The organism is Pseudomonas japonica (genome assembly GCF_900188455.1).
GTDB classification, from domain to species: Bacteria; Pseudomonadota; Gammaproteobacteria; order Pseudomonadales; family Pseudomonadaceae; genus Aquipseudomonas; species Aquipseudomonas japonica.
In genome coordinates, this window is the sequence record NZ_FZOL01000031.1 from 1 (window position 1) to 25623 (window position 25623).

Annotated in this window: 20 protein-coding genes; 5 read left to right on the forward strand and 15 right to left on the reverse strand. The window is 67.7% G+C overall.

The window, feature by feature from the left end:
- Positions 1 to 336: 336 nt before the first annotated feature.
- Positions 337 to 1044 (reverse strand): GNAT family N-acetyltransferase, encoded by a 708-nt coding sequence (locus CHB99_RS26650; RefSeq protein WP_042130262.1) that lies wholly within the window; start codon positions 1042 to 1044, stop codon positions 337 to 339.
- A 160-nt stretch (positions 1045 to 1204) separates the two neighbouring features.
- Between CHB99_RS26650 and CHB99_RS26655 the strand changes: the two genes are divergently transcribed.
- Positions 1205 to 1666 carry a hypothetical protein gene (locus tag CHB99_RS26655; protein WP_042130259.1) on the forward strand — a complete coding sequence of 154 codons (462 nt, stop codon included), beginning with the start codon at positions 1205 to 1207 and terminating at the stop codon, positions 1664 to 1666.
- A gap of 49 nt (positions 1667 to 1715) precedes the next feature.
- On the opposite strand, the gene CHB99_RS26660 is transcribed toward CHB99_RS26655, so the two are convergent.
- From CHB99_RS26660 to CHB99_RS26680, 5 genes are all read right to left on the reverse strand, one after another.
- Positions 1716 to 3341 (reverse strand): methyl-accepting chemotaxis protein, encoded by a 1626-nt coding sequence (locus CHB99_RS26660; RefSeq protein ID WP_042130257.1) that lies wholly within the window; start codon positions 3339 to 3341, stop codon positions 1716 to 1718.
- Positions 3342 to 3454: 113 nt separating this feature from the next.
- A complete protein-coding gene (locus CHB99_RS26665) occupies positions 3455 to 4309 on the reverse strand; it encodes a helix-turn-helix transcriptional regulator (protein WP_042130256.1) in 855 nt (284 codons plus the stop codon).
- Positions 4306 to 4632, reverse strand: coding sequence for an AzlD domain-containing protein (locus CHB99_RS26670; RefSeq protein ID WP_042130264.1), 327 nt, complete (start codon positions 4630 to 4632; stop codon positions 4306 to 4308). Before CHB99_RS26670 ends, CHB99_RS26665 begins: the two co-directional genes overlap by 4 nt.
- Complete coding sequence (locus CHB99_RS26675) at positions 4629 to 5321, reverse strand: AzlC family ABC transporter permease (protein ID WP_042130254.1); 693 nt, start codon at positions 5319 to 5321, stop codon at positions 4629 to 4631. Before CHB99_RS26675 ends, CHB99_RS26670 begins: the two co-directional genes overlap by 4 nt.
- Positions 5322 to 5393: 72 nt before the next feature.
- Positions 5394 to 6083 (reverse strand): hypothetical protein, encoded by a 690-nt coding sequence (locus CHB99_RS26680; protein WP_089266686.1) that lies wholly within the window; start codon positions 6081 to 6083, stop codon positions 5394 to 5396.
- 220 nt (positions 6084 to 6303) lie between these two features.
- Here CHB99_RS26680 and CHB99_RS26685 point away from each other — a divergent pair, with 220 nt between their 5' ends.
- The 4 genes from CHB99_RS26685 to CHB99_RS26700 all read left to right on the forward strand — a co-directional run bounded on the left by CHB99_RS26685 (position 6304) and on the right by CHB99_RS26700 (position 11837).
- The gene (locus tag CHB99_RS26685; protein ID WP_042130251.1) at positions 6304 to 8664 is read left to right on the forward strand and encodes a DNA polymerase II; all 2361 of its coding nucleotides are present in this window, start codon (positions 6304 to 6306) and stop codon (positions 8662 to 8664) included.
- 186 nt (positions 8665 to 8850) lie between these two features.
- Positions 8851 to 10491 (forward strand): malate dehydrogenase (quinone), encoded by a 1641-nt coding sequence (gene mqo, locus CHB99_RS26690; RefSeq protein WP_042130249.1) that lies wholly within the window; start codon positions 8851 to 8853, stop codon positions 10489 to 10491.
- Positions 10492 to 10594: 103 nt separating this feature from the next.
- On the forward strand, positions 10595 to 11437 hold the full coding sequence (locus CHB99_RS26695; protein WP_042130247.1) for an AraC family transcriptional regulator: 843 nt from the start codon (positions 10595 to 10597) through the stop codon (positions 11435 to 11437).
- Positions 11438 to 11468: 31 nt separating this feature from the next.
- Entirely contained in the window at positions 11469 to 11837 is a 369-nt protein-coding gene (locus tag CHB99_RS26700; protein ID WP_377698540.1) for a cupin domain-containing protein, read from the forward strand.
- Positions 11838 to 11843: 6 nt separating this feature from the next.
- Here CHB99_RS26700 and CHB99_RS26705 read toward each other — a convergent pair whose 3' ends face one another.
- From CHB99_RS26705 to CHB99_RS26745, 9 genes are all read right to left on the reverse strand, one after another.
- Positions 11844 to 13220 (reverse strand): MFS transporter, encoded by a 1377-nt coding sequence (locus CHB99_RS26705; RefSeq protein WP_042130244.1) that lies wholly within the window; start codon positions 13218 to 13220, stop codon positions 11844 to 11846.
- A 680-nt stretch (positions 13221 to 13900) separates the two neighbouring features.
- On the reverse strand, positions 13901 to 15511 hold the full coding sequence (locus CHB99_RS26710) for a dipeptide ABC transporter ATP-binding protein (RefSeq protein ID WP_042130524.1): 1611 nt from the start codon (positions 15509 to 15511) through the stop codon (positions 13901 to 13903).
- Positions 15508 to 16353, reverse strand: a complete 846-nt coding sequence (locus CHB99_RS26715; protein WP_042130522.1) for an ABC transporter permease — start codon at positions 16351 to 16353, stop codon at positions 15508 to 15510. The genes CHB99_RS26710 and CHB99_RS26715 overlap by 4 nt, the downstream gene beginning before the upstream one ends.
- A complete protein-coding gene (locus tag CHB99_RS26720; protein ID WP_042130520.1) occupies positions 16350 to 17291 on the reverse strand; it encodes an ABC transporter permease in 942 nt (313 codons plus the stop codon). The genes CHB99_RS26715 and CHB99_RS26720 overlap by 4 nt, the downstream gene beginning before the upstream one ends.
- A gap of 3 nt (positions 17292 to 17294) precedes the next feature.
- Positions 17295 to 18890 carry an ABC transporter substrate-binding protein gene (locus CHB99_RS26725; RefSeq protein WP_042130519.1) on the reverse strand — a complete coding sequence of 532 codons (1596 nt, stop codon included), beginning with the start codon at positions 18888 to 18890 and terminating at the stop codon, positions 17295 to 17297.
- Between the two features lie 9 nt (positions 18891 to 18899).
- On the reverse strand, positions 18900 to 20219 hold the full coding sequence (locus CHB99_RS26730) for an LLM class flavin-dependent oxidoreductase (RefSeq protein ID WP_042130517.1): 1320 nt from the start codon (positions 20217 to 20219) through the stop codon (positions 18900 to 18902).
- Positions 20220 to 20270: 51 nt separating this feature from the next.
- The gene (locus CHB99_RS26735; RefSeq protein ID WP_052419575.1) at positions 20271 to 22706 is read right to left on the reverse strand and encodes a TonB-dependent receptor plug domain-containing protein; all 2436 of its coding nucleotides are present in this window, start codon (positions 22704 to 22706) and stop codon (positions 20271 to 20273) included.
- 207 nt (positions 22707 to 22913) lie between these two features.
- Entirely contained in the window at positions 22914 to 23723 is an 810-nt protein-coding gene (locus CHB99_RS26740; RefSeq protein WP_042130514.1) for a class II aldolase/adducin family protein, read from the reverse strand.
- Between the two features lie 578 nt (positions 23724 to 24301).
- Entirely contained in the window at positions 24302 to 25618 is a 1317-nt protein-coding gene (locus CHB99_RS26745; protein ID WP_042129029.1) for an LLM class flavin-dependent oxidoreductase, read from the reverse strand.
- Positions 25619 to 25623: the final 5 nt, after the last annotated feature.

The following is a 25623-nucleotide window of genomic DNA, read 5'->3' on the forward strand; positions in this document are numbered from 1 at the left end:
GGTGGTGAATCTTCTGTACTTCTTGGTCATCGGGGGTACTCCTCAGTAGGGGGATTCTCCCTAATTGAGGTGTCCGGAGCCATTAGACCAGCACACCTATGTCTGACAGGCCATGGTTGACCGCCTTGTTGGTACGACACGGTACCGCGTCTAGCCCAACAGCTTCCCCGCGATAAATCGCCAGGCACCAAAGGCTGGCGACGCCGCTCTCACAGGCCATGGTACGTTGCAACAAATGTAGGAGCGAGCGCGCTCGCGATGCGCCGCGCGGGCGGCGCTCGATCTTCAGCGCGCTACAAGCCTCAAGACAGGCACCACAGCAACAGCAAACCCGCCTCAAACCACCCGCACCCCCCGCACCTGCCAGGCGCCAACCCGCTCCTGGGCAAAGGCCGCCGCATGCCGGGTCAGTTCATCCAGGTGCCGATCGCGCTTGCGTTCCGCCTCGATCATCGCCTTGCGCCCGTGCTGCTTGAGCAGGTAGCTGTGGATCTGCTGGATCTCCACGGTACGGAAGATCGGCGCCACATCCAGCACCGCCAGCTCACCATTGCCGGCCGGCGCATCACTGGCCATCAGCACCTGCGTGCCGCGCGCGCCGACGACCCGCAGGCCGAGGGCTTCGAAACAGGCCACGCGCGACTTGCCGCAGGCCAGCTCGATGCGCGGGTGACGCTGGCGCACCGCATCCAGCAGCGCCCGGGCGATGCCGCGGCGGCGCAGGTCCTCGCGCACGGCCAGGTAGGCGATGCCGCAGGACTGCGCTTCACCCTCGATCGGCAGGTACAGGGCAAACCCGGCCAGGCGCTGCGGGTCGTCGTCCTCGCAGGCCAGCACCAGCGCCACCGGCAGGCGGTCGCTGCCCAGGGCCTGGAGGTACAGGTGCACTTCGAAGCCGAGGGCGTACTGGTAGAGGTTGTACAGCGGATTGCTCGGCGGCAGGGCGGTGGCGCTGAGGTCGCCGAAGCTGTCGACCACCAGTTGCATCAACTGGCTGTGCAGCGGTTCGGCGGGGGCGGTGTGCGGCAGGGTGAGGACGGGCATCGCGGGTTTGGCTCGGGATCGAAAGCCGCCAGCTTGGGATGTTTGCCCGCATGTGACAAGTCGCGGGGGTGGAAAAATAGCCCGCCGGGCCAATTGTTCCCCGCGCCGTGCATGGGGTACTTTTAGCCGCCCTCAGTCGGCTAACAACAAGGAGCAGTAGATGGCAGGTCACTTCATCCTCCGCAACATTGCCCTGGTGGATCTGTTCGCGGCGCAAAGCCCGCCCCTGGCCGCGATCAAGGGCGTGACCCAGCACGCCAACATCGGCTGGGGCATCACGCCGCGCACCGCGTTGCGCAACGCTTTGAACGGCGCCAACATCGGCGACCGTTCGCAACTCCCGCCGCACTTCTACCTGATGATCAGCAACGTTGTCGGGCAACCGGCCAGGGAGCGCTACCTGCGTGTCTGCGGCTGGGGCGAGTCGCTGGAACGGCCGGCCGCCCCGGGGCTCGGCCTGCGCGCCCTGACGCCGGCGGCGGCCGCCGCGTTCGCCGCGGGCAATCCCAACGATGCGCTGGCCCTGCAGGCACTGCATGGCAATGTCTCGGTCGAGATCTACTACATGGCCAAGACCGAGGTGGATGGCGCACGCTCCATGGAGCTCAGTCTTTCGCCGTGAGCGCCCGGCGAGGCCGATGCGCCGCGTGTACGGCGCTCGGCTTCAACCGTCAGAGACGGAACCGCCCGACCAGCGCCGCCAGCTCCGTGGCCAGGCCCGACAGGGTCCGGCTCTGCGCCCGGGTCTGCTCCGCACCGCGCGCCGAATCCGCCGACAATTCGCGGATGTTCAACAGATTGCGATCCACCTCCCGCGCCACCTGGGCCTGTTCCTCGGCGGCGCTGGCGATCACCAGGTTGCGTTCGTTGATCTGCCCGATGGCGGCGTAGATGCCCTGCAGCAACTGCTCCGAGGCCTGGGTGGTGTCCAGCGCCGCGCGCGCCCGCTCGGCGCTGGCGTGCATCGAACTGACCGCCACTTCGGTCCCGTGCTGCACGCTGCCGATCATCTGTTCGATTTCCTGGGTCGACTGCTGGGTGCGGTAGGCCAGGGTGCGCACTTCGTCGGCGACCACGGCGAAGCCACGCCCGGCCTCGCCGGCGCGGGCCGCTTCGATGGCGGCGTTGAGGGCCAGCAGGTTGGTCTGCTCGGACACCGCGCGGATCACTTCGAGGACCTTGCCGATATCGCGGATTTCCCCGGCCAGTTGCTGCAGGCGCGTGCTGCCGGCCTGCACTTCGCCGGCCATGGCCTGGGTGCCGTCGAGGGTCTCGCTGACCTGGCGGCGGCTCTGCTCGGCGAGGCGGTTGGAGTCGTTGGCGGCCTGGGAGGTGGAGACCGCGTTGCGCGCCACTTCCTCCACCGCGGTGGTCATTTCGGTGACGGCGGTGGCGGCCTGTTCCAGCTCCTCGTCCTGGCGGCGCAGGCTGTCGGCGCTCTGTTCGGTGACCGCGTTCAGCGCGCTGGCGGCCTCGGCCAGTTGTCCGGCGCAGGCATTGATCTGGCCGAGGGTGTCACGCTGGCTGTGCTGGGTGCGCCGCAATTCGCCGAGCAACTGGCCGATCTCGTTGTTGCCGGGTACCTCGACCGGCCCGCTCAAGTCGCCGCCGGCGATGCGCTGGAAATGCCGACTGACGTCCTGCAGCGGCCGCAGCACGCGCTGCTGGATGAAGCCCCAGCACAGTGCCGCCAGCGCCAGGGTGGTGGCGAGCAGGCCGAGGCTGAGCCACTGCGCGGCCTGCAGGCGGCGCTGCGATTCGGCCATGATCTGCTGGCTGCGCTCGCTCAGGGCCTGGACCAGTTCCTGGCGCAGGGCCTGCAGGCGCGCCATGGCGTTGCCGGCATCGACGTTGACCGCGAAATAGCGGTCCAGCGAGTTGTCCTGGGTGGCCTGGCGCTGCCCGGCAATGGCCGTGGAATAGGCCTGGAAGGTCTGCTGCAGTTCATTGGCGGTGGCCTTGAGCGCCGGATCGTCGAGCGCCGCGACGAATTCGCCGACCAGCAGCGCACTGGCGCCGATCAGCTCTTGCGAGCGCGTCAGCCGGCCCTTGGCGCTGTCCAGATGGCCGCCTTGCTGCTCGATGAAGCCGGAGGACACGTTGGCGCTGGCGCGGATCGCCATCAGCAGGGCGTTGTTCAGCCGGTCGGACTGGTGCGCGGTGGCGTCCAGTTCGCGGATCTGCGCGTCGCTGCCGACGGCACCGCGCCAGGCGCTGACGGTGGAAAACAGCAGGGTCAGGCTGAACAGCGAAAGCACCCAGAACATTCCGGTGCGGATTTTCAGATCGGCAAGCATGCGCGCAAAGCTCCTCGTGGGTCAGTCCCGCCACTTGTCGATTCGGGCGGGTTGCGACTGCTATCGGAGGCTTGCTGCGTGCGCTTGAGGGGGTGAAGCGGGGTTGTGTTCGATTATCGAACGGAGATTGTCGGCGCCGGCTCGGCGCAGGCGCGCCGGTATTCCCCGGGGGTGACGCCAAAGGCCTGTTTGAACTGGCGGTTGAGATGGCTCTGGTCGGCGAAACCCAGGTCCACCGCGACGTTGAACGGCAGGTAGCCGTGGCGCAGCAGGGTCCGCGCCCGGGCCAGGCGCCGCTGCTTGAGCCAGGCGTGGGGGGGCAGGCCGGTGGCCTGGCGGAACACCCGGGCGAAGTAGAACGGCGACAGGTGCACCGCCGCCGCCAGTTCTTCCAGGGAGGGCGGGCAGTCCAGGCGCGCGTCCAGCAGTTCGCGGGCGCGGGCTACCGCCAGCGGCTCGTTGCCCGGCTCGCGGGCATCGCGTACCCGGGCGTGGCGCTGCATCAGCAGCAGGGCCGCCTCGCGCCAGGCCGACTGTTGCTCCAGGGCGCTGGCGCCGTGCTGGGCACTGTGGTGCAGGGCGAGCAGGGCGCGGAACACCACGGGGTCCTGCAGCACGCTGCTGGCGAAGCCCGGGGTGCCGCCGCGGTTGAGTTCCAGTTCGTCGAGCACCGTGGTCATGTGCGCCACGTCCGGGTAGCAGCCACGGTAGCTCCAGCCGCTTTCGTGGGCGCGCGAGCCGGTGTGCAGCTCTTCCGGATTGATCAGCACCACGCTGCCCACCGGCGCCAGGTGATCGGCACCGCGGTGCCAGAAGCACTGCGCGCCGGTCTCGATGGCGACGATGGAATAGCCTTCGTGCACATGGGGGGCGAAGCGCTGCTGGAAATAGCGGGCCTGGAGCAGTTCGAGGTTGTCCAGCGCCGGCGCCTGCCAGAAATGGGTCTGTTCCCGCGGAGCGTGTGTCATGGCGAACCGTTCAGCCACCAGCGATAGACGAAGAAGAAAGCCATGCTCAGGAGCATGCTGAGCAGGGTGTTGCGGGTCCAGAGTACCAGCCCCACGGCCAGCAGCGAACCCAGCAGATAGGGATTGGCCGGGCTCAGGTTCAGTTGATGCTCGGGGAGGAACACGATCGGCCCGCAGATCGCCGTGAGCATGCCTGGCACGGCGAAGCCGAGGAATTGCCGGGCATTGGAGCTCAGGCGCAGCGGCAGGCGCGGTTCGAGGAAGGCGTAGCGGTTGAGGAAGACCAGCAGGCCCATGGCGAAGATCAGGACGAAGACCATCAGCGTGCTCCGGCGAATTTCTGACAGATGAAGCCGGCGCCCATGCCCAGCAGGCCGGCGGCGACCAGTGCGGTTTCCCAGTGCCAGTAGCTGAACAGCACCGAGCAGAACAGCGCCACGGCCACGCAGACCACGGTCGCCAGGTTGCGCACGGTGGGCGCGATCAGGGCGACGAAGGTGGCGGCGATGGAGAAGTCCAGGCCCAGCCTGTCCAGGTGCGGGATGTTCTGGCCGAGGACGATGCCGGCCAGGGTGAACAGGTTCCACGCCAGGTAGAAGGTGAAACCGACACCGAAGGCGTACCAGCGGTTGAACTGCTCGCGGTCGTACTGGCTGACCAGGGCGAAGAATTCGTCGGTCATCAGAAAGCCCAGGGTCAGGCGCCAGCGGGTCGGCAGCTCGGACAGCACCGGGCGCATCGACAGGCCGTAGAGCAGGTGCTGGGAGGTCAGCAGCAGGGTGGTGAGGAGGATCGAGAACAGGTTGGCGCCACCCTTGAGCATGCCGATGGCCACCAGTTGCGCGGCGCCGGCGAAGACGATCGCCGACAGGCCCTGGCCTTCGAGCGGGGTGAGGTTGGCTTCGATGGCCATGGAGCCGGCCAGCAGGCCCCAGGGCGCGACGGCCAGGGACAGCGGGATGCAGGCGATGGCGCCCTGGATATAGGCGGTACGGGCGAGCGATGCGGACATGGGCGACAGCGTGATGGTTGACGGTCACACAGCATGCCAGAGCGCCGCGCAACCGCCTTGAACAATCTTGCGCTATGGGTGGTTGCTTGCCACTTGCCGCTGCGCCGCCTGGCAACCGTTGATCTCGACCGCCTTCTGCACGTAGCTGGTGTGCTGCACCGGGTCGAGCCCGGCGAGCAGACGGTAGACCTCGGCCTGGTAGTCGCGCTGGCGACCCCACTGCATGGCCAGGCCCTGCGGCCGTTCGCGCAGGCACAGCAGGCGCACCGCCGGCTGCGGGTAGTAGCCGGCGTACAGCGCGTTGCGCGCCGGCACCTGCTCCAGGGCCTGGCGGTATTCGGCGGTGCTGCGCAGGTCCGGACACCAGTTGACCACCTCCAGCGCCGCCGGGGCGAAGCCCTGGGCAATGCTGGAGCGCAGCAGCGGGCAGGCTTCGGCGGCGATCTGGCTGGCGGGCAGGTGGGTGATGTAGTGCAGGGCCAGGCGGTATTCGGCCACTGGATGGCGCAGCAGCGAGGCGCGCTGGAGCAGGGCCACCGCCGGTTGCAGGGTCTGGTCGAGGGCCTGGACCTTGCGGATCAGTTCCTGGTCGTTGGGTGACGCGTCCAGCGGCAGGGCGTTGCTTTGCGCCTCGGCCTTCTCCAGCAGGGGCAGGGCCTGGCGGTAGAGCAGGTCGGCGTGGGGATCGATGACCGGCTCAACGGCCAGCGCCGTCAACGGCAGCAACCACAGCAGGCAGAAAAGGGAACGGTCAGAACGCACGTTGGTGATCCTTGTACCCGAGCGAAGGCGGGGAAGTCAGGGCTGGAGCGCAATTCATGAGGTTTGGCACTGTCCATAGCGAGGAATCCATAGACCGCGCATTCTAGCGATATGCCCGGCGCGCCGAAACCCGTCGCGCCGTCCTGCCGATAAGGTGCGCGCCGGGGCGGACGCTCGGGTAGAATCCGCCGCTTTTGCCGGCCACGACGAGGAAACCGCGGTGCAGCCACAACAGGGCTTCGTCCTGACCCGCCACTGGCGGGACACGCCACAGGGCACCGAGGTGGAGTTCTGGCTGGCGACCGACAGCGGCCCGCGCCGGGTGCGCCTGCCGCCGCAGACCTCGGTGGCCTTCGTTCCCGCGCAGTACGAGGCCCGCGCCCGCGACCTGCTGCGCGGCGAGCGCGACGTGGAGCTGCGCCCGCTGGCCCTGCGCGATTTCACCCAGGCGCCGGTGCTCGGCCTGTACTGCCGGCAGCAGCGTCAGTTGATCCAGCTGGACAAGCGCCTGCGCGCCGCCGGTATCGAGGTGCTGGAAGCCGATATCCGCCCACCGGAGCGCTACCTGATGGAGCGCTTCATCACCGCGCCGGTGGCCTTCAGCGGGCGCACGGACGAGCGCGGCGTGTGTACCGAGGCACAGCTGAAAGCGGCCGGCGACTACCGCCCGCGGCTGAAACTGGTGTCACTGGACATCGAGACCAGCGAGCACGGCGAGCTCTATTCCATCGCCCTGGAAGGCTGCGGCCAGCGCCAGGTGTTCATGCTCGGCCCGGCCAATGGCGACGCCAGCGGGGTCGACTTCGACCTGGCCTGGTGCGCCAGTCGCGGCGAACTGCTGCAGAGCCTCAACGCCTGGCTGGCGGCACACGACCCGGACGCGATCATCGGCTGGAACCTGGTGCAGTTCGACCTGCGCGTGCTGCATGAACACAGCCAGCGCCTGAAGGTGCCGCTGCTGTTGGGGCGTGACGCGCAACCCATGGAGTGGCGCGAGCACGGCAGCCGCACGCACTTCTTCGCCGGCGCCGCCGGGCGCCTGATCATCGATGGCATCGAGGCGCTGCGCTCGGCCACCTGGAGTTTCCCCTCGTTCAGCCTGGAATATGTGGCGCAGACCCTGCTCGGCGAGGGCAAGGCGATCGACACGCCGTACCAGCGCATGGACGAGATCAACCGCATGTTCGCCGAGGACCGCCCGGCGCTGGCGCGCTACAACCTCAAGGACTGCGAGCTGGTCACGCGGATCTTCGCGCAGACCCGGCTGATGGACTTTCTCCTGGAGCGGGCCACGGTCACCGGCCTGCCGGCCGACCGCAGCGGCGGTTCGGTGGCGGCGTTCTGTCATCTTTATATCCCGGCGATGCACCGCCTCGGCTTCGTCGCGCCGAACCTCGGCGGGCGCGAGGGCGAGGCCAGTCCCGGCGGCTTCGTCATGGATTCGCGGCCGGGGCTGTACGAGTCGGTGCTGGTCCTGGACTACAAGAGCCTGTACCCGTCGATCATCCGCTCGTTCCTGATCGACCCGGTGGGCCTGGTCGAGGGCTTGCGCGAGCCGGACGACGCGCATTCGGTGGCGGGCTTTCGCCAGGCGCGCTTTTCGCGCACCCGGCACTGCCTGCCGGCCATCGTCGAACGGGTCTGGCAGAACCGCGAGGCGGCCAAGCGCGAGGGCAACGCGCCGCTGTCGCAGGCCCTGAAAATCATCATGAACGCCTTCTACGGTGTGCTCGGCTCCAGTGGCTGCCGCTTCTTCGACCCGCGCCTGGCCTCGTCCATCACCCTGCGCGGGCACCAGATCATGCAGCGGACCCGGCAGTTGATCGAAGAACGTGGCTACACGGTGATCTATGGCGACACCGACTCCACCTTCGTCTGGCTCAAGCAGGCGCACCGGCCGGAGGAGGCCGACCGCATCGGTCGCGAGCTGGTGGCCGGGGTCAACCAGTGGTGGCGCGAGCACCTGCGCGACACCCACGGCCTGGACAGCGCCCTGGAGCTGCAGTACGAAACCCACTACCTGCGCTTTCTGATGCCGACCATTCGCGGCGCCGAGGAGGGCAGCAAGAAACGTTATGCCGGCCTGGTCCGGCGCGCCGATGGCAGCGAGGAGATGGTCTACAAGGGCCTGGAAAGCGTGCGTACCGACTGGTCGCCGCTGGCCCGGGAATTCCAGCAGGCGCTGTACCGGCGGATTTTCCTGCGCGAGCCGTACCGCGAGTTCGTCCGCGACTACGTACAGCGCACCCTCGGTGGCGAACTGGACGAACTGCTGGTGTACCGCAAGCGCCTGCGCCGGCCGCTGGGCGACTACCAGCGCAACGTCCCGCCGCATGTCCGCGCCGCGCGCCTGGCGGACGAGTACAACGACAGCCTGGGGCGGCCGCGGCAGTACCAGCGCGGCGGCTGGATCAGCTACGTGATCACCACCAGCGGGCCGGAGCCGCTGGAGAACCGGCGCAGCCCGATCGACTACGAGCATTACCTGAGCAAGCAGTTGCAGCCGGTGGCGGACGCCATCCTGCCGTTCGTGGGGGATGACTTCCGCGGCCTGGTCGATCGGCAGATGGGCCTGTTCTAGCCCGGGATGGCGGCCGGCAGGCGCGCAAGTCTCAGCTAACCTTGGAACTGTTCGTCGATGGCGGGTCTCGAACCTGCGCGGCCGTCATCGAGCCTGCGGCCTTGCGTGCAACCAGGGGCAGGCAGTCGGTCCATCGGCCAGGAAACTCACGCCAATCACGTCGGGGCTCGCCTCGTGGGAGAAGAGATGAATATCGGGATCAAATGGAGAGACGCGCTGACCGGCCTCGCGCTGGCCTGCAGCTTCGCCACTGCCCAGGCCGCCGAGCCGAAGAAGGTCGATGTGCTGCTGGTGGGCGGCGGGATCATGAGTTCGACCCTGGCCATCTGGCTCAACGAACTGGAGCCCGGCTGGTCGATGGAGATGGTCGAGCGCCTGGACAAGGTCGCCGAGGAAAGCTCCAACGGCTGGAACAACGCCGGTACCGGCCACTCGGCCCTGGCCGAGCTGAACTACACCCCGGAGAAGGACGGCAAGATCGATATCACCAAGGCGGTGGAGATCAACGAGTCGTTCCAGATCACCCGGCAGTTTCTCGCCTGGCAGGTCAAGAGCGGGGTGCTGAAGAACCCGCGTTCGTTCATCAACACCACGCCGCACATGAGCTTCGTCTGGGGCGACGACAATATCCGCTTCCTGAAGAAGCGCTACGAGGCGCTGCAGGCCAGCCCGCTGTTCCGGCCGATGCAGTACTCCGAGGATCATGAGCAGATCCGCAAGTGGGTGCCGCTGATGATGGAAGGTCGCGATCCGCAGCAGAAACTGGCGGTGACCTGGACCCCGATCGGCACCGACGTCAACTTCGGCGAGATCACCCGGCAGTACGTGGGTTACCTGCAACAGCAGCAGAACTTCAGCCTCAAGCTCAACAGCGAAGTCGAGGACATCACCCGCAACGCCGATGGCTCCTGGCGTGTCGAGTACAAGAACCTCAAGGACGGCAGCAAGAACACCACCGATACCAAGTTCCTGTTCATCGGCGCCGGCGGCGCGGCGCTGCCGTTGCTGCAGAAGTCCGGGATCGCCGAGGCCAAGGACTACGCGGGCTTCCCGGTGGGCGGCTCGTTCCTGGTCACCGACAACCAGGACATCGCCCTCAAGCACATGGCCAAGGCCTACGGCATCGCCTCCACCGGCGCGCCGCCGATGTCGGTGCCGCACCTGGACACCCGGGTGCTGGACGGCAAGCGGGTGATCCTGTTCGGCCCGTTCGCCACCTTCTCCACCAAGTTCCTCAAGGAAGGCTCGCTGCTCGATCTGTTCGCCAGCATGTCGGTGCACAACGTCTGGCCGATGACCCGGGTCGGGGTGCGTGAGTTCGACCTGGTGAAATACCTGATCGGCCAGCTGATGCAGAGCGACGATGACCGCTTCGCCGCGCTGCAGACCTACTTCCCGCACGCGAAGAAGGAAGACTGGCGCCTGTGGCAGGCTGGTCAGCGGGTGCAGATCATCAAGAAGGATGAGCAACTGGGTGGCGTGCTCAAGCTCGGCACCGAAGTGGTGACAGCGAAGGACGGCAGCATCGCCGGCCTGCTCGGCGCCTCGCCGGGTGCTTCGACCGCGCCGCCGATCATGCTCGACCTGATGGGCAAGGTGTTCAAGGACCGCCTGGCGTCTTCGGCCTGGCAGGAGAAGGTCAAGCAGATCATTCCAAGCTATGGCACCCGCCTCAACGACGACCCGGCGGCGGTCGAGCGGGAGTGGGCCTATACCAGCGAGGTGCTGCAATTGGCCCAGGCTCCGGGCAATCAGGGGAATGTCGATGCGGTCGGGCAGAAAGGCGCTGATGCCGATCCTGATCTGAGTCCGGATGCGCAGCAGTAAGGGGGTTCCTGCTGGGCCTCAAGGGCCTCATCGCGGGCTTGCCAGCGATGAGGCCCTTGAGGTTATATCCTGAGCCTTCGTTTCTCCGCATGACGGATCGGCCATGCCGCAACACCCACCCAGATCCACCTCCGACTGGCTCCTGCGCACCGCCGAGCCGGGGCGCATCGAGCGCATCGAGGCTTGGTTCGGCGGCCATGGCTACGACCCGCATCGCCACGACACCTATTCCATCGGCCGTACCCTGTCCGGTGTGCAGAGCTTCCGCTACAGGGGCGCCCAGCGCCATGGCGTGCCGGGCAACACCCTGGTGCTGCACCCGGACGAGGTGCATGACGGCATGGCCGGCACCGATGCCGGGTTCCGCTACCGCATGGCCTATATCGACCCGGCCCTGATCCAGCAGGTGCTCGGCGGCGAACCGCTGCCATTCGTGGCCGGCGGGTTGTCCGCCGACCCGCGCCTGTACCACGCCAGCGAGGCGTTCGTGCAGGCCCTGGACCATCCGCTGGAGCCGCTGGAGGAACAGGACGCGCTGTACGAGCTGGCCATGGCCCTGCGCGCGGTGGCCGGCAAGCCGCGCGGGCGCAAGCGCTTGGACTGGGTGGCGACCGAACGGGCCCGGGCCTTCATCCTCGAACACCTCGATACCACCATCACCCTCGACATGCTGGAGCACGCCAGCGGCCGCGAACGCTGGAGCCTGTCACGGGATTTCCGCGTGCTGTACGGCACCAGTCCCTACCGCTTCGTCACCCTGCGCCGCCTGGAGCGCTTTCGCCGGCTGATCCTCGATGGCTTTTCCCTGGTGGACGCGGCGCTGATTGCCGGCTTTCACGACCAGAGCCACATGACCCGGCATTTCACCCGCTGCTACGGCGTGCCGCCGTCGCGCTGGCTGGAACTTGCAGGATCGTACAAGAAGGCCTCACCCGACCTTCGCTAGCCTTGGCGCTCCAATGAACGAGGAGCCAAGCATGACCACTCAGACAAGCATCGACCTGCGCCACAAGGCCTCGCTGATCGAGGCGCAATGGAGCCCGCGGGTGGTCGCCGAGATGAACGACTACCAGTTCAAGGTGGTGCGTATCGAAGGCGACTTCATCTGGCATGACCATCAGGACACCGACGAAGCCTTTCTGGTTCTGGAGGGGCAACTGCGCATCGATATGCGCCACGGCAGCGTCCTGCTCGGCCCGGGCGAGCTGTACGTAGTGCCGCGGGGTGTGGAGCACAAGCCCTATGCCGAGAAGGAGGTGCGGCTGATGCTGATCGAGCCGCGCGGGGTGCTCAACACCGGCCACGAAGGCGGGGAGCGCACCGCGCAGAACGATCTGTGGATCTGATCGCGTTCACGCCACGCTGGTGACGACCCGGGCACCGCGGGGCAACAGCAGCAACAGCAGCAACACCACCGCGCTGGCGCCCGTCAGCAGCACCATGGTCCCGTGATACCCCGGCAACAACGCACCGCCAACCTGCTGGAACAGCGCCGCCGTCAGCGCCAGACCCAGGGCCCCGGCGAGATTGTGCAGGGTCCACGACATGCCCATGGCCACGCCGGCGTCCGCGGTCGAGACCGCGCCGATCGCCGCCACGGTGGACGGCCCGAGAATGCAGGCCCAGCCGGCGCCCATCAGGGCGAAGGCGGCGATCACCAGCGTCCATGAACTGAAGCCCTGGAAATTGGCCTGCAACAAGGCCGAGGCCGTCAGCAGGGCAAAGCCTGCCAGCAGCACCGGACGGGTGCCGTGGCGGTCCGCCCAGCGTCCGGCCCAGGGCGAGAGCAGGGCCAGCACCGCGGTGGTCGGCAGTAGCAACAGACCGACGCTGGCGCTGCCGAGCCCGCGCACCTCCTGCAGATACAGCGGCATCAGGAGAAACGCCGGGCAGTAGAAAAAGGCCAGCCCACCTGTCGCCAGGCAGGCACCGGTGAAGGCCGGTCTGGCCAGAAAATCGAAACGCAGCAAGGGCGCTGTCACCCGGCGCTCGACCCACAGCAGAAGGCCCGAAAGCACCAGCGCCAGTGCCAGCACGCCAAGGGCCAGGGGCGACCCCCAGCCCCAACTGCCGCCTTGCACCAGCAGCAGGACCCACAGCGGCAGGGTCAGGCCGAGCAGGGCCAGGCCGGGCAGGTCGAGGCGCTGCACGGGGCCCTCGGCGGCGGATTCGCGCACATGTCGCCAGCACAGCAGCAGGCCGACGATGATCAGCGGCACATTGAGCAGGAACACCCAGCGCCAGCCCAGGCTTGCCACCAGCAGGCCGCCGGCCACTGGACCGATGGCCAGGCCCAGGCCGTTGGCGCTGAACAGCAGGCCGATGGCGCGGCCGCGTCGGGCCTCGTCGAAGGCGTTGCCGACGATGGCGGTGGAGGCGGTATACAGCACCGCGCAGGACAGGCCCTGGATCACCCGCCAGAACACCAGCGCCGCGAGGCTGTGGCTCAGGCCGGCGGCCAGCGAGGCGAGGCCGAACAGCGCCATGGCGATCAGCATCACCCGCCGCCGGCCGAACAGATCGGCCAGGCGCCCGGCGCTGACCATGAACGCGGACAGGGCCATGACGAAGACCGTGATCAGCCACTGCGCCTGATCCAGGGCGATGCCCAGTTCGCCACTGAGGGCGGGCAGGGCGGTGTTGACGATGGTGAAGTCGATGCAGCCGAGAAAACTGGCGATGGCGACCCCGGTCAGGGCCAGCCAGGGGTTGGGGCGGGAAGCGGACATCCGGAGCAATCCTGTGCGGTCGAAAGCGGTTCGGGCGGGGACGGGTGGGCTGACGATAGGGCTCTGGATCGCGGCTGTGAAAGATTTTTGGGGTCTAAGCTAATTATGTTTTTGTGCATGTCGTTGGTGGTTGGTTATCAGTTTTTGGAATGTTTTTGGGGCCTGTCTTGAGGTTTGTGGTGCCCGTGTGGTGCATGACGACACCCTTCTGGCGCCCTTGAGATCGAGCGCCGCCCGCGCGGCGCATCGCTGTGCATGGCGACATCCTTCTAGCGCCCTCAAGATCGAGCGCCGTCCACACGGCGCTTCGCGAGCAAGCTCGCTCCCACAGTTTGTTGCAACGAACCTATGTCTGTCAGGCCATGGTTGACCGCCTTGTTGGTTCGACTCGATATCCAGGCTGAGCACAATGGCCTCTCTCCTGACTCCAGCCGGGCACCAAGGCTAACAACCCCAATCCCACAGGCCATGGCGCGTTGCAATAGACTGTGGGAGCGAGCTTGCTCGCGAAGCGCCGTGCGGACGGCGCTCGATCTTGAGGGCGCTAGAAGAGCATCGCCGTGCACACCGCGATGCGCCGCGCGGGCGGCGCTCGATCTGGAGGACGCAAAGAATCTTCCGGCATGCACCTGGCCGCCATGACCCACCACCCCGCCAGCCCCCCAACAAAAAACCAAAACCTACAAACTAACCACCCGCCCCCCCTCATCCTCCGCCACCACCCGCCCCGGCATATCCTCCAGCAACCGCCGCGTATACTCGCTCGCCGGCCGCTCGAACACCTGTTCGGTCGGCCCGGCCTCCACCAGCCGGCCCTGGCTCATCACCAGCACCTGGTCACTGATCCCGCGCACCGTGGCCAGGTCATGGGAGATGAACAGGTAGGTCAGCCCCAGGTCCTTCTGCAACTGCTGCAGCAGATCCAGCACCTGCGCCTGCACCGGCGCATCCAGCGCCGACAGCGGCTCATCCAGCACCAGCAACTCCGGCTCCAGCGCCAGCGCCCGGGCAATGGCGACGCGCTGGCGCTGGCCACCAGACAGCTGTGCCGGTCGCCGCTCCAGCAGATCGGCGGGCAAGCCGACCCGCTCCAGCAACGCCAGCACCCGCCGGCGATCATCGCGCCGCTCGCCAACGGCGAAGGCCCGCAGCGGCTCACTGACGATGGTCAGCACGTCATGTCGCGGATCAAGAGCGGCATAGGGGTTCTGATAGACCAGTTGCACCCGCCGCCGATAGCCGTACAAGGCGCGGCGCCCCGCGCCGAGGACTTCCATGCCGTCGAAACGCACGCTGCCGGCACTGGCCTGTTCCAGGGCGAGGATGATCCGTGCCGTGGTCGATTTGCCCGAGCCGGACTCGCCCACCAGGCTGGTGGTCGTGCCCCGTTGCAGGCTGAAACTGACGTCCTCGACCGCTGCCGGCCCTTTGCGCGCGAAACGCCGGTTCAGGCTGGTCACCTGCAGCAGGGGCGCATCCCGGTTCAGCGGCGGTGTGCCGCGGCGCTGCTGCAGGCGCGCCAGCGGTGAGGCCTGTAGCAGTTGCCGGGTATAGGGATGCCGCGGCGCATGCCACAACTGCGCCGGTGTGCCGCTTTCCAGCAGGCGGCCATGGCGCATGACCAGGATGCGATCGGCGCGATCCAGGGCCACCGCCAGGTCATGGGTGACCAGCAGCAGGCTGCTGCCGCGCTCGCGTACCAGTTGCTGCAGGCGATCGAGAATCTGCCGCTGCACGCTGACGTCGAGGGCGCTGGTGGGTTCGTCGGCGATCAGGAGCGGCGGGTCGTTGGCCAGGGCGATGGCGATCAGCACACGCTGGCACATGCCCCCGGACAATTGATGGGGATAGCGCCCGAGCAACTGCTCCGGCGCCTTCAGCCCCACCTCGCGCAGCAGCGTCGGAGCCCGCGCGCGGGCGTCGGCCAGGGCGACGCCATGCACGCGCATGGCTTCGATGACCTGGTCGCCGATGGTCTTCACCGGATCCAGTGAAGTGCCCGGATCCTGCGGCACGAAGCCCACCAGGCGACCCCGGCGCTGACGCCACTGGCGTTCGTCGAGTTGCTCCAGCGCCTGGCCGTCGTGCCAGAGCTGGCCTTGCTGGCGCGCGCTGGCCGGCAGCAACCCGGCCAGGGCGGCGGCGGTGGTGGACTTGCCCGAGCCGGACTCGCCGACCAGGCAGACGATTTCGCCGGCGGCGATGTCCAGGTCCAGCGCCTGCACGGCAGGCTGCGCTGCACCCGGGTAGTGCACGCCGAACTGGCGGATACGCACCAATGGCTCGTTCATGGCTGTTCTCCCTGAAGACGTTGCAGGCCACGGGCCAGTTGCTGGGTGGCGAGGATCAGGCCGGCCACCACCAGGCCCGGCAGGGTGGTGTACCACCAGGCGACCACCAGGTAATTGCGCCCTTCGGCGATCAGCAGGCCCCATTCCGGTTGCGGCGGCGGTGCGCCGAAGCCGAGAAAGCTCAGCGCCGACACCGCCAGCACGGCGCTGGCGAATTCCAGCGCGGCCAGGGCCAGCAGCGGTCCGCTGGCGTGGGGCAGGACATGCCGGCAGAGGTTGCTCCACGAGCCGACCCCCACCACCCGCGCCGCTTCGACGAAGACCCGACTGCGCCAGCGCAGCACCTCGCCACGGGCCAGGCGGGCAAATATCGCCACCGACGACAGGCCCACCGCCAGGGCAATCTCCAGGGTGCCGAAGCCCAGGGCGGTGACGATGGCCATGGCCAGCAGCAGCGCGGGGATCGCCATCAGCACTTCCACCAGCACCGCCAGCACGCGGTCGGCGACGCCGCCGAACCAGCCGGCGATGCCGCCGAGCAGGCTGCCCACCACCAGGGCGATGAGCACGGCGAGCCCGGTGGCCTGCAACGACAGCGCGGCACCATGCACGCAGCGGCTGTACAGGTCGCGGCCGAGGTGGTCGGTGCCGAACCAGTGCCGCGCCGATGGCGCCTGCAAGGTCTGGGTCGGGTCGGCCAGCAGCGGATCGACATGGGTGAACAGCCCGGGCCACAAGGCCCAGCCCAGCAGGACGAGAAACAGCGTCAGGCTCAGCGCCACGGGAAACCCGGGCCAGAACCGCGGGGAACGAGCCACCGCGGAGATGGATTGCAGGGTCATGACTGACCTCCCTGGCGCAGGCGTGGATCGAGGCGTGGATAGATCAGATCCACCAGCAGGTTGCTCAGCACGTACAGCGCCGCCGCCAGCAGCACCACGCCCTGGACCACGGCGATGTCCTGGCTGGCCACGGCGGCCTGGGCCAGGCGGCCGACACCATCGCGGGAGAACACGGTCTCGGTGACCACCGCCCCGGCCAGCAGGTTGCCGAGCAGGCTGCCGGTCAGGCTCAGGACCGGGATCACCGCGTTGTGCAGGATATGCCGGCACAGCAGGCGCCATGGCCCGACACCCTTGCTGCGCAGGGCCTGGACGAATGGCTGCTGGCTGACGCTGGCGATCGAGCGGCCGAGCACCTGGGCGATCATCGCCGCGCAGGGCAGGGCCAGGGTCAGCGCCGGCAGGACCAGGCTGGCCAGGCCGTGCTCGCCCATCGCCGGCAGCCAGTGCAGGCGGAAGCTGAACAGCTGCAGCAGGAGCAGCCCGACCCAGAAGGTCGGCAGCGACACCACCACGGCGGGGGCGTTGTGCAGCAGTGGCGAGCGCCAGTGATGAGCCAGCAGCGCCACCGCGATGCCCAGCGGCAGGGCGACCAGCAGGGCGGCCAGGGCCAGGGCCAGGGTCGCCGGCAGGGCAGCGGCCAGGGCCTCGGTCACCGGCTTGCCGGTCTGCAGCGAGGTGCCGAGGTCGAGCTGCAGCACCCGCCACAAGGCACCGCCGTACTGCTGCCAGAGGCTGCCGTCGAGGTGATGGCGGGCGCGCAGTTCGGCGACCCTGGCCGGGTCGGCCGCGCCAGGTTCGCCGCTCTGGGCCAGGAGGATCGCCACCGGGTCACCCGGCAGCGCGTAGAGAATGGCGAACGACAGGCTGAACGCCGCCCACAGGACCAGCGCGGCCTGGGCCGGACGCCAGAGCAGGGCACGGGAGAACGTGGTCATGGTTCAAGGGCTCCCGGGCTGCGCCAGCCAGGTGTCGTAGAACTGCAGGCGGGTCGAGGCTTCGTAGTGCAGGCCGCGCACCACATCGCGCATGGCGGTGACCGTGGCGGCCTCCACCAGCGGGATCACATAGCCCTGATCGAGCAATTCGGCGCTGGCCCGGGCGATCAGCGCGCCGCGTTTCTGTCCGTCGAGACTCGCCGCGGAATCCACCAGCACCTGGTCCAGCGCCGCCGGGCCGCGCACGTTGACGTTGCGTCCCGTGGAGAGGAACACCGTGCGCAGTACATCCGGGTCGGCGCGGGTCAGGTTGAAGAACCACAGGCCGTAGTCCAGCGAGGTCTGCTGCAGGATGACCTGGCCGATGGTGGACTTGTTCAGGCGCAGTTCGATACCGGCCTGGCGCAGTTGCTGCTGCACCAGTTCCAGCACCGGGGTGGTGGCCTGCCAGTAGTCGAGGGTGAGGCTCAGGCGCTTGCCGTCGCGCTGCCGCCAGCCATCGGCGCCGGTGCGCCAGCCGGCCTGGTCGAGCAGGCCGGCGGCGCCTTGCGGGTCGTAGGCCAGATGTGCGCTCTGGTCCTGGTAATACGGCGTGCTGCTGGCCAGCACCGAGGAAGCGGGTTTCTGGTAGCGCGAGATCACCCCCTGGAGTTGCTGGCGGTCGATGGCCTTGTTCAGCGCCTGGCGCACCGCCAGTTCGTCCAGCGGCGGCCGCGAGACATTCGGCGTGAGGTTGAAGACGATGCCGGGATTGGGCCGGTTGATCGCCGGCAGTCCCTGGGCGTCGAGCACGGCTTCGTCCTGCACCGGCACGCTGGTGTTCACCTCGATCTGCCCGGACAGCAGGCTGCCCAGGCGCACGCCGGACTCCGGCAGGATGTGGAATTCGATCGCGTCCAGCCAGGCGCGGCCCTGGTGGCCGGCGAGGGACGATGGCCAGGCGTAGTCGCCGCGCGCCTGCAGCCTGACCTGCTTGTTGTGGGTGAAACTGTCCACGGTGAACGGCCCGGAGCCGACCAGCGCGCCCTGGCAGCGCTCTTCCGCGGAGCGCGCGAGGGTGGCCGGTGCCAGCAGGCCCAGGCTCATGGTCGAGGTGGCCTGGAGAAACTGGGCATTGGCCTGTTTGAAGGTGATGCGCACGCTGAGCGGGCCGGTCACCTGCACCGATTCCAGTCCGGCCAGGTAGGTACCGGCCAGTTGGGCGAGGGCGCCGAGGGCGACGATGGCCTCGAAGTTGGCCTTGACCGCCGCCGCGTCCAGCACACTGCCATCGCTGAAGGTCACGCCTTCGCGCAGGTGGAAGGTGAACTGCCGCGAGTCGTCGCTGATGTCCCAGCGCTCGGCCAGCCAGGGCACGATTTCGGCGCTCTGCGGGTCCTGGTCGGTGAGCGAATCCACCAGTTGCCGGCCGACGTTCAGCGCGGTGTTGTTGCCGGCCTGTTGCGGGTCGATGCAGTTCGGGTCGCCGTCGAAGGCCACCCGCAGCACGCCACCGTGCCGTGGCTGGGCCGGAGTGCCTGCGGCGTTGTGCTGCTCGGGGGTGCCGTCGCAGCCAGCGAGCGCCACGCTCAGGGCCAGGATTGCCAGGGGTCGAATCATGAATGCTCCTCAGAAGAACCGGTTGGCGCGGTAGGGCAGGCCGAGGTTTTCCCGCAGCGTGGTGCCGGCGTATTCGCGCTGGAACAGACCGCGGCGCTGCAGCTCCGGGACCACCCCGTCGACGAAGTCGTCGATGGCCGAATGCAGGCCGCTGAACATGATGTTGAAGCCATCGGCGGCGCCGGCCTCGAACCAGGCCTGGAGGTCGTCGGCGATGCTCTGCGGCGTGCCGATGAGGATGCGGTGGCCGCCGGAGGTGAGCTGGTTGAACAGCTGGCGCACCGTCGGGCGCTCGCGGCGGATCAGGTCGAACACCAGTTTCTGCCGGCTCTGGTGGGTGTTGGTGGTGAACTGTTCCGGGGGCAGCGGGACCACTTCGTCGAAGGGCAGCTCGGAGAGGTCGTAGCCGAGGCTGACGAAGGCCGAGATCGAGCTGAGGAAGGCCTTCGGCTCCAGCAGTTCCTGCTGGCGGTCGTACTTGGCCTGGGCTTCGGCGAGGGTCTTGCCGACCACCGGGGAGACCCCGGGGAGGATCTTCAGCTCGTTGGCGCCACGGCCGAAGGCGGCGGCGGCGCGCTTGGTTTCGGTGTAGAAGGCGCGGCCCTGGTCGATGGTGTGCTGGGCGGTGAAGATCAGCTCGCCGACCCGCGCCGCCAGACGCTTGCCGGCCACCGAGGCACCGGCCTGGGCCACCACCGGATGGCCCTGGGGCGAGCGCGCCACATTGAGCGGGCCGCGCACCTGGAAGTGCTCGCCCTGGTGCGCGAGCACATGCAGCTTGTCGATATCCAGCCAGGTGCCGCTGGCCTTGTCCTGGACGAAGGCGTCGTCGGCCCAGCTGTCCCACAGGCCGCTGACCACGTCGTAGAACTCCTCGGCGCGGGCGTAGCGGTCATCGTGCTCGACATGCGCCTGGCGGTTGAAGTTCTCGCCGCCGCCCAGGGAGGTGACCAGGTTCCAGCCGGCGCGGCCACCGCTGAGCTGGTCCAGCGAGGCGTACTTGCGCGCCACGTTGTAGGGCTCGTTGTAGGTGGTGCTGGCGGTGGCGATGAGGCCGATATGGCGGGTGCTTGTGGCCAGCGCCGGGGCCAGGATCAGCGGGTCCCAGCGCACGCTGTTGGGACCGCGCTGCAGGGCGAGGTCGAGCTTGACGTCGAGGGTGTCGTTGAAGAACAGCGAGTGGAAGCGCCCGGCTTCCAGCTTGCGTGCGATGTACTGGTAGTGCTCCAGGCTCCTGAAGGTGTCCAGCGGGGCTTCCGGCAGGCGCCAGGCGCTGCCGCTGAGGGTTCCGGGGATGAAGGCGCCGAGGACGAACTGGCCTTGACTCATGAGGCTGCTCCTGGCGCCCGCCGACGGCGGCGGGCGCGGTGGTCGGTGGGGTCAGAAGTTGTAGGCGATGCGCGTGTACCAGAAGCCGCCGTAGGGGTCGAACGGCGAGATCGAGCCGAATTTCGGGAAACCGTTGACGTCGCCGGCCGGGAAGGCGGCGTTGTCGGCGCGCACGTCGAACAGGTTGTTGGCGCCCACGGCGATGTCGAAGTGGTCGGTCAGGGCATAGGCCACTTCCAGGTCGGTCAGCCACTTGGCGCCGAAGGTCACGTCGTAGTTGGGGTTGGCGTCCACCGCGGTGACCTTGTCGTAGCGGGTCAGCGCGGCGTTGAGGGTGAAGCGCTCGATCTGCCAGTTGGCGCTGAGGATCAGCTTGGTCTTCGGGTTGGCGACGGTGAGATAGCTCTGGGCGACGCGGTCGAACAGGGCCAGGTTGTTGCCGGCGGCCTTGAGCGAGGCCGGGGTTTGCTTGATGTCGTCGATCTCGGTCTTGTTGTAGTTGGCGCCGATGCCGTACTTGACCCGGCCGAAGCGGCCATAGTCGACCCGGTAGTCGGCCACCAGGTCGATGCCGCGGGTGGTGGTGTCGGCGGCATTGGTGAAGTACTTGATGCGGTAGCCGGGCTTGTAGCCGTTGGCGACCAGGGCCTGGTCGACGCCGTTGCCGTAGAGGAAGCCGGTGAGGGCGATGCGGTCGCGGATCTCGATCTGGTAGGCGTCGAGGGTCACGTTGGCCTGGGGCAGCGGCTGCCAGGTCAGGCCGAGGCTGATGTTGCGCGACTTCTCCGGGGTCAGGTCCTCGGCACCGAGGGCCCGGGCCAGGGCCGAGTCGACCCGCGCGGTCTTGGCTTCGACGAACTGCGCGACGCCGTTGACGGTGGTGTACTGGTTGGCGGTCTGGGCATACACCGACTGCGACAGCGACGGTGCGCGGAAGCCATTGCTGAGGGTGCCGCGCACGGCGAAGGCCGGGGTGAAGTCGTAGCGCGCGGTGAGCTTGCCGCTGCGCGTGTTGCCGCTGCTGTCGTCGTATTTTTCGAAGCGCGCGGCGGCGCCCAGGTAGAGTTTTTCCGTGGGGTTGAGGCCGACGTCGAGGTAGCTGGCGTAGCTGTTGCGGCTGGCCTGGCCGGCGTCTTCCGGGGTCAGGGTGATCGCGCCCTGGGCGCCCACCGAACCGGGTTGTCCGGCCAGCGGCCCACGGGGGTAGATATAGCCGCCGTTGATCCACGACAGCGGATCGTCCGACTCGGTCTTGTAGCGCTCGTGGCGGTGTTCCAGGCCCCAGGACACTTGCAGCGGCTTGCTCAGGCCGACCTCGAAGGCACGGGTCAGGTCGAGGTTGTTGGTCCACTGGTCGAAGTAGTTGGTATAGGTGTCGAAGCGCGTCGGGCTGGACGGGCCGAGGGAGGCGTTGAGGGTTTCGTCGGCACCGGCCTGGCCCTTGTCGCGGCCGAAGGTCGAGCTCAGGTCCCAGTGCCATTCGGCGATTTCGCCCTTGCCGCCGGCGGCTGCCTGGTAGTCGGTTTCTTCGAGGGTGTAGAACGGCGCGGTACCGTCCGGGTAGATCTCGGGAATGATGTTGGTCGAGTTGGGCCGCCGGTAGTTCTGCCCGCCCCGGGCATCGCGCTTGCTGAAGGTGGAAAAGGAATACAGGGTCAGGTCGTCGCTGACCGGCAGTTCGGTGTTGTACGACAGGTTCAGCGCCTTGATCTTCGGCAGGCCGTTCTTCTGCACCTGGCGGTCGGCGGTGGCATTGCGCGGGTCGCCGGCGAAATACAGGTTGCCGGTGGCGTCCCGCGGGCGGGTGGCGGTCTGCACCGACTTGGCGTCCAGCGCATAGTTGAAGAAGCCGCCGCTGTCGCCCAGGGCCAGGCCCTGGTTGAGGGTCTGGCGCAGATTGCCGCCGTCGCCGTCTTCGTAGTACTCGCCGTACTGGGTGCTGGCCGAGCCGCCGTTGTCGTGCTGCTTGAGGATGATGTTGATGACCCCGGCGATGGCGTCGGAGCCGTACTGCGCCGAAGCGCCGTCGCGCAGCACTTCGATATGGTCGATGGCGCTGATCGGGATCAGGTCCAGGTCCACCGGGTTGGTGCCGTAGGCGGCGGTGGTGTCGAGGTTGATCACCGCGCTGTTGTGCCGGCGCTTGCCGTTGACCAGCACCAGCACGTTGGAGCCGTTGAGGCCGCGCAGGCTGTAGGGACGGGCGATGCTGTCGTTGGAGGTGCCGGAGGGGCGCTGGGAGAACGACGGCAGGGTCTGCTGCAGGGCGCTGCGCAGGCTGGAGGCGCCGGTCTGTTCCAGTTGCTTGCTGTCGATCACGTCGATCGGTGCCGGGCTGGTGGTGACGGTACGCACTTCGCTGCCGCGCGAACCGGTGACGATCACCGTGCCCAGCGCGGTATCGTCGGCGGCCAGCGCCAGTGGGGTGAAGAGAAAGCCGGCGAGCAGCGCCGGGGCCATGGACAGCGTGGTGGATAAGGACTTCATGACGGTTCCTGGGTGAGCGATTGGCAGTCAGGCCCTGGATGTGTGGTCGAACGGGCTCTCATTGGTTGTTTTCACGTTTTCCAGGCATGGCCGGGCTCGCGGAAGGTCCCTTGCTCCCGTGGTCGGCGCTGCCTGTGCTGCGTCCGGCGCGCGCCGGTACGTCTCATGCGGCGGCGGCAGTCGAGGCCGAGCGCCATGGCGGGCTCTTCAATCCAGCAGATCGGGTTGTTGCGCGACGATGCGGTCCCACAAGGGCAGGAAATTCAGCCAGCCGAACAGCTCGCGCTGGGCCGGGCTGAAGTTGTCCTCGCCGAGTTCGGGGATGCGTGGCTGGCCGGCGGCGAAGGCGAGCAGGTGGGCGCGGGCGGTATCGTCGGCGAGGATGAAGCGCCAGGCGGCGCTTTCCACGGTCTGCCCGGTGACCCACAGGCCGTGGTTCTGCCAGACCAGCAGGTTGTTCCGCGCGAAGGTTTCCACGAACGCCCGGGCCACTGCGTCGCGGTCCTGCAGCAGGCTGCCGTTGGTGTCGCGCAGGGCGTGGCGGTCGAACAGCACCTGCTCGCCGATGAAGGCCGAGGACTCGGCGGTGATCGGCTGGAACAACTGACCCAGCGACGACCAGACGCGGCCGTGGAAGCCGTGCAGGTGGGCGATGCCGACCACCTCCGGGCGGGCCCGTTGCAGTTCGTAGTGCAGCTCCAGGGCGCTGGTGTTGAGCAGGCCGTCGCCTTCCACCACCTGGCCCTGGCCGTCGACCCGCAGCAGGTCGCTGCTGCGGATACGCGAAAACGGCACGCCCAGCGGGTTGATCCAGTAGCTGTCGGTGTCGATCGGATCGCGGGCGGTGAAGTGTCCGGCCAGGCCCACTTCGAAACCCAGTTCGGCGAACAGGCGATAGGACGCGGCGAGGCGTTGCTTGCGCTGCAGGCGTTCGGCGTGAGGGTCTTCGAGGACGGCTGGGGCGCTGAGTTGCAGGCGGTTGTTGTGGTTCGGCAGGCTGGCGATGCTGTGGCTCATCGGGGGTACTCGCGGGTGGGTCGAAAAGTGCGCCTCCACCGTTCGAGGGGTCGGGTTTGGAGGGACTGTAGCAAGGGGGGAGGGGCGGGAAGAAATACCGTTTCGATCTATTTTTATTATTATTTTTAAGAATAAAAAATCTTTTTGATATTTAAATATTGCATTTTGTGGTGTGACGGGAAATCGCGTCAAGGCTGCCAGGTGCCTGTCTTGAGTCTTGCGGCGCCCTGAAGATCGAGCGCCGCCCGCGCGGCGCTTCGCGAGCAAGCTCGCTCCCACAGTTTGTTGCAACGTACCTATGTCTGACAGACCGCCATTGACCGCCTTGTGCGTTCGACTCGATACCGAGTCGAACCCAACAGCTTTCCCGCGATGCGTCGCAGCAAAACAAAGGCTGACAACCCAAATCTCACAGGCCATGGCGCGTTGCAACAAACTGTGGGAGCGAGCTTGCTCGCGATGCGCCGTGCGGACGGCGCTCGATCTCAAGGGCGCTAGAAGAGCATCGTCATGCACAGCGATGCGCCGCGCGGGCGGCGCTCGATCTTCAGGGCGCTGCAAGGCTCAAGACGGGCAGCTCAGGCCACCTCGCTATGCCGATTCACCGGCACCTCCAGCCCCAGATGATCACGCAAGGTCGCCCCCGCATACTCCCCACGGAACAACCCCCGCTCGCGCAGGATCGGCAGCACCTCATCGGTGAACCGGGCAAACGCCGCCGGCGCGCCGACATGCACGTTGAAACCATCCACCGCGCCGTCGCGGAACCAGCGCTCGATTTCGTTGGCCACGCTCAGCGCCGAGCCGGCGAAGCCGGTGAACGGCCGGGCGAAGCGCAGCGCGGTCTCGCGCAAGGTCAGGCCCTGCTCCCTGGCCACCCGCTTGATCTTCTCGGCGTGCCCGCGGTAACCGTTGCTGCCCAGTTCACCCAGCTCAGGGAACGGCGCATCCAGGTCGTACTGGCTGAAGTCGTGGTAGTTGAACGGCCGCCCCAGCTGCACCAGGGCCTTGTTCAGGTCCAGTTCGCCGGTGCGCCGGGCGAGGATCGTCTGCGCCTCTTCGTCGGTATCGGCAATGATCGGCGAGATCCCCGGAAACACCAGGACCCGCTCCGGATCACGTCCGGCTTCGGCGGCGCGGCGCTTGATGTCGGCGTAGTACTCGCGGGCGTCCTCGAAATTGTCGACGCCGGCGAAGATGCCCTCGGCGATCCGCGCCGCCAGTCCGCGCCCCGACTCCGACACGCCAGCCTGGAAGATCACCGGCTGGCCCTGCGCCGAACGGGAAATGTTCAGCGGCCCGGTCACCGAGAAGAATTCGCCGCGATGGTCCAGGCGATGCTGCTTGGCCGGGTCGAGGAAGCGCCTGTTGGCGCGGTCTCGCGGGAAAGCGTCGTCCTCGTAGGAATCCCACAGCCCCTGGACCACCGCCACATGCTCATGGGCGCGGCGGTAGCGTTCGCCATGGTCGATGTGCTGTTCGCGGCCGAAGTTGCCGGCGGCGCCCTCCAGGCCCGTGGTGACCACGTTCCAGCCGGCGCGGCCATGGCTGATCTGGTCCAGCGAGGCGAACTGGCGAGCGACGTTGAAGGGCTCGGTGTAGGAGGTGGTCAGGGTCGCCACCAGGCCGATCTTCTCCGTGGCCCCGGCCAGCGCCGAGAGCAGGGTCAGCGGCTCCAGGCGATTGAGGAAGTGCGGCGCCGAATCGGGGGTGATGTAGGGGCTGTCGACGATGAAGACGAAGTCGAATTTCGCCGCCTCCGCCGCACGGGCCTGTTGCTTGTACCAGTCGATATCGATGCTGGCATTGCCGGGAATCTGCGGGTCCAGCCATTCCTGCTGGTCGGTGCCGACACCGGTGAGAATGGCGCCGAGGTGCAGTTGTCGTGTGCTCATGGTTC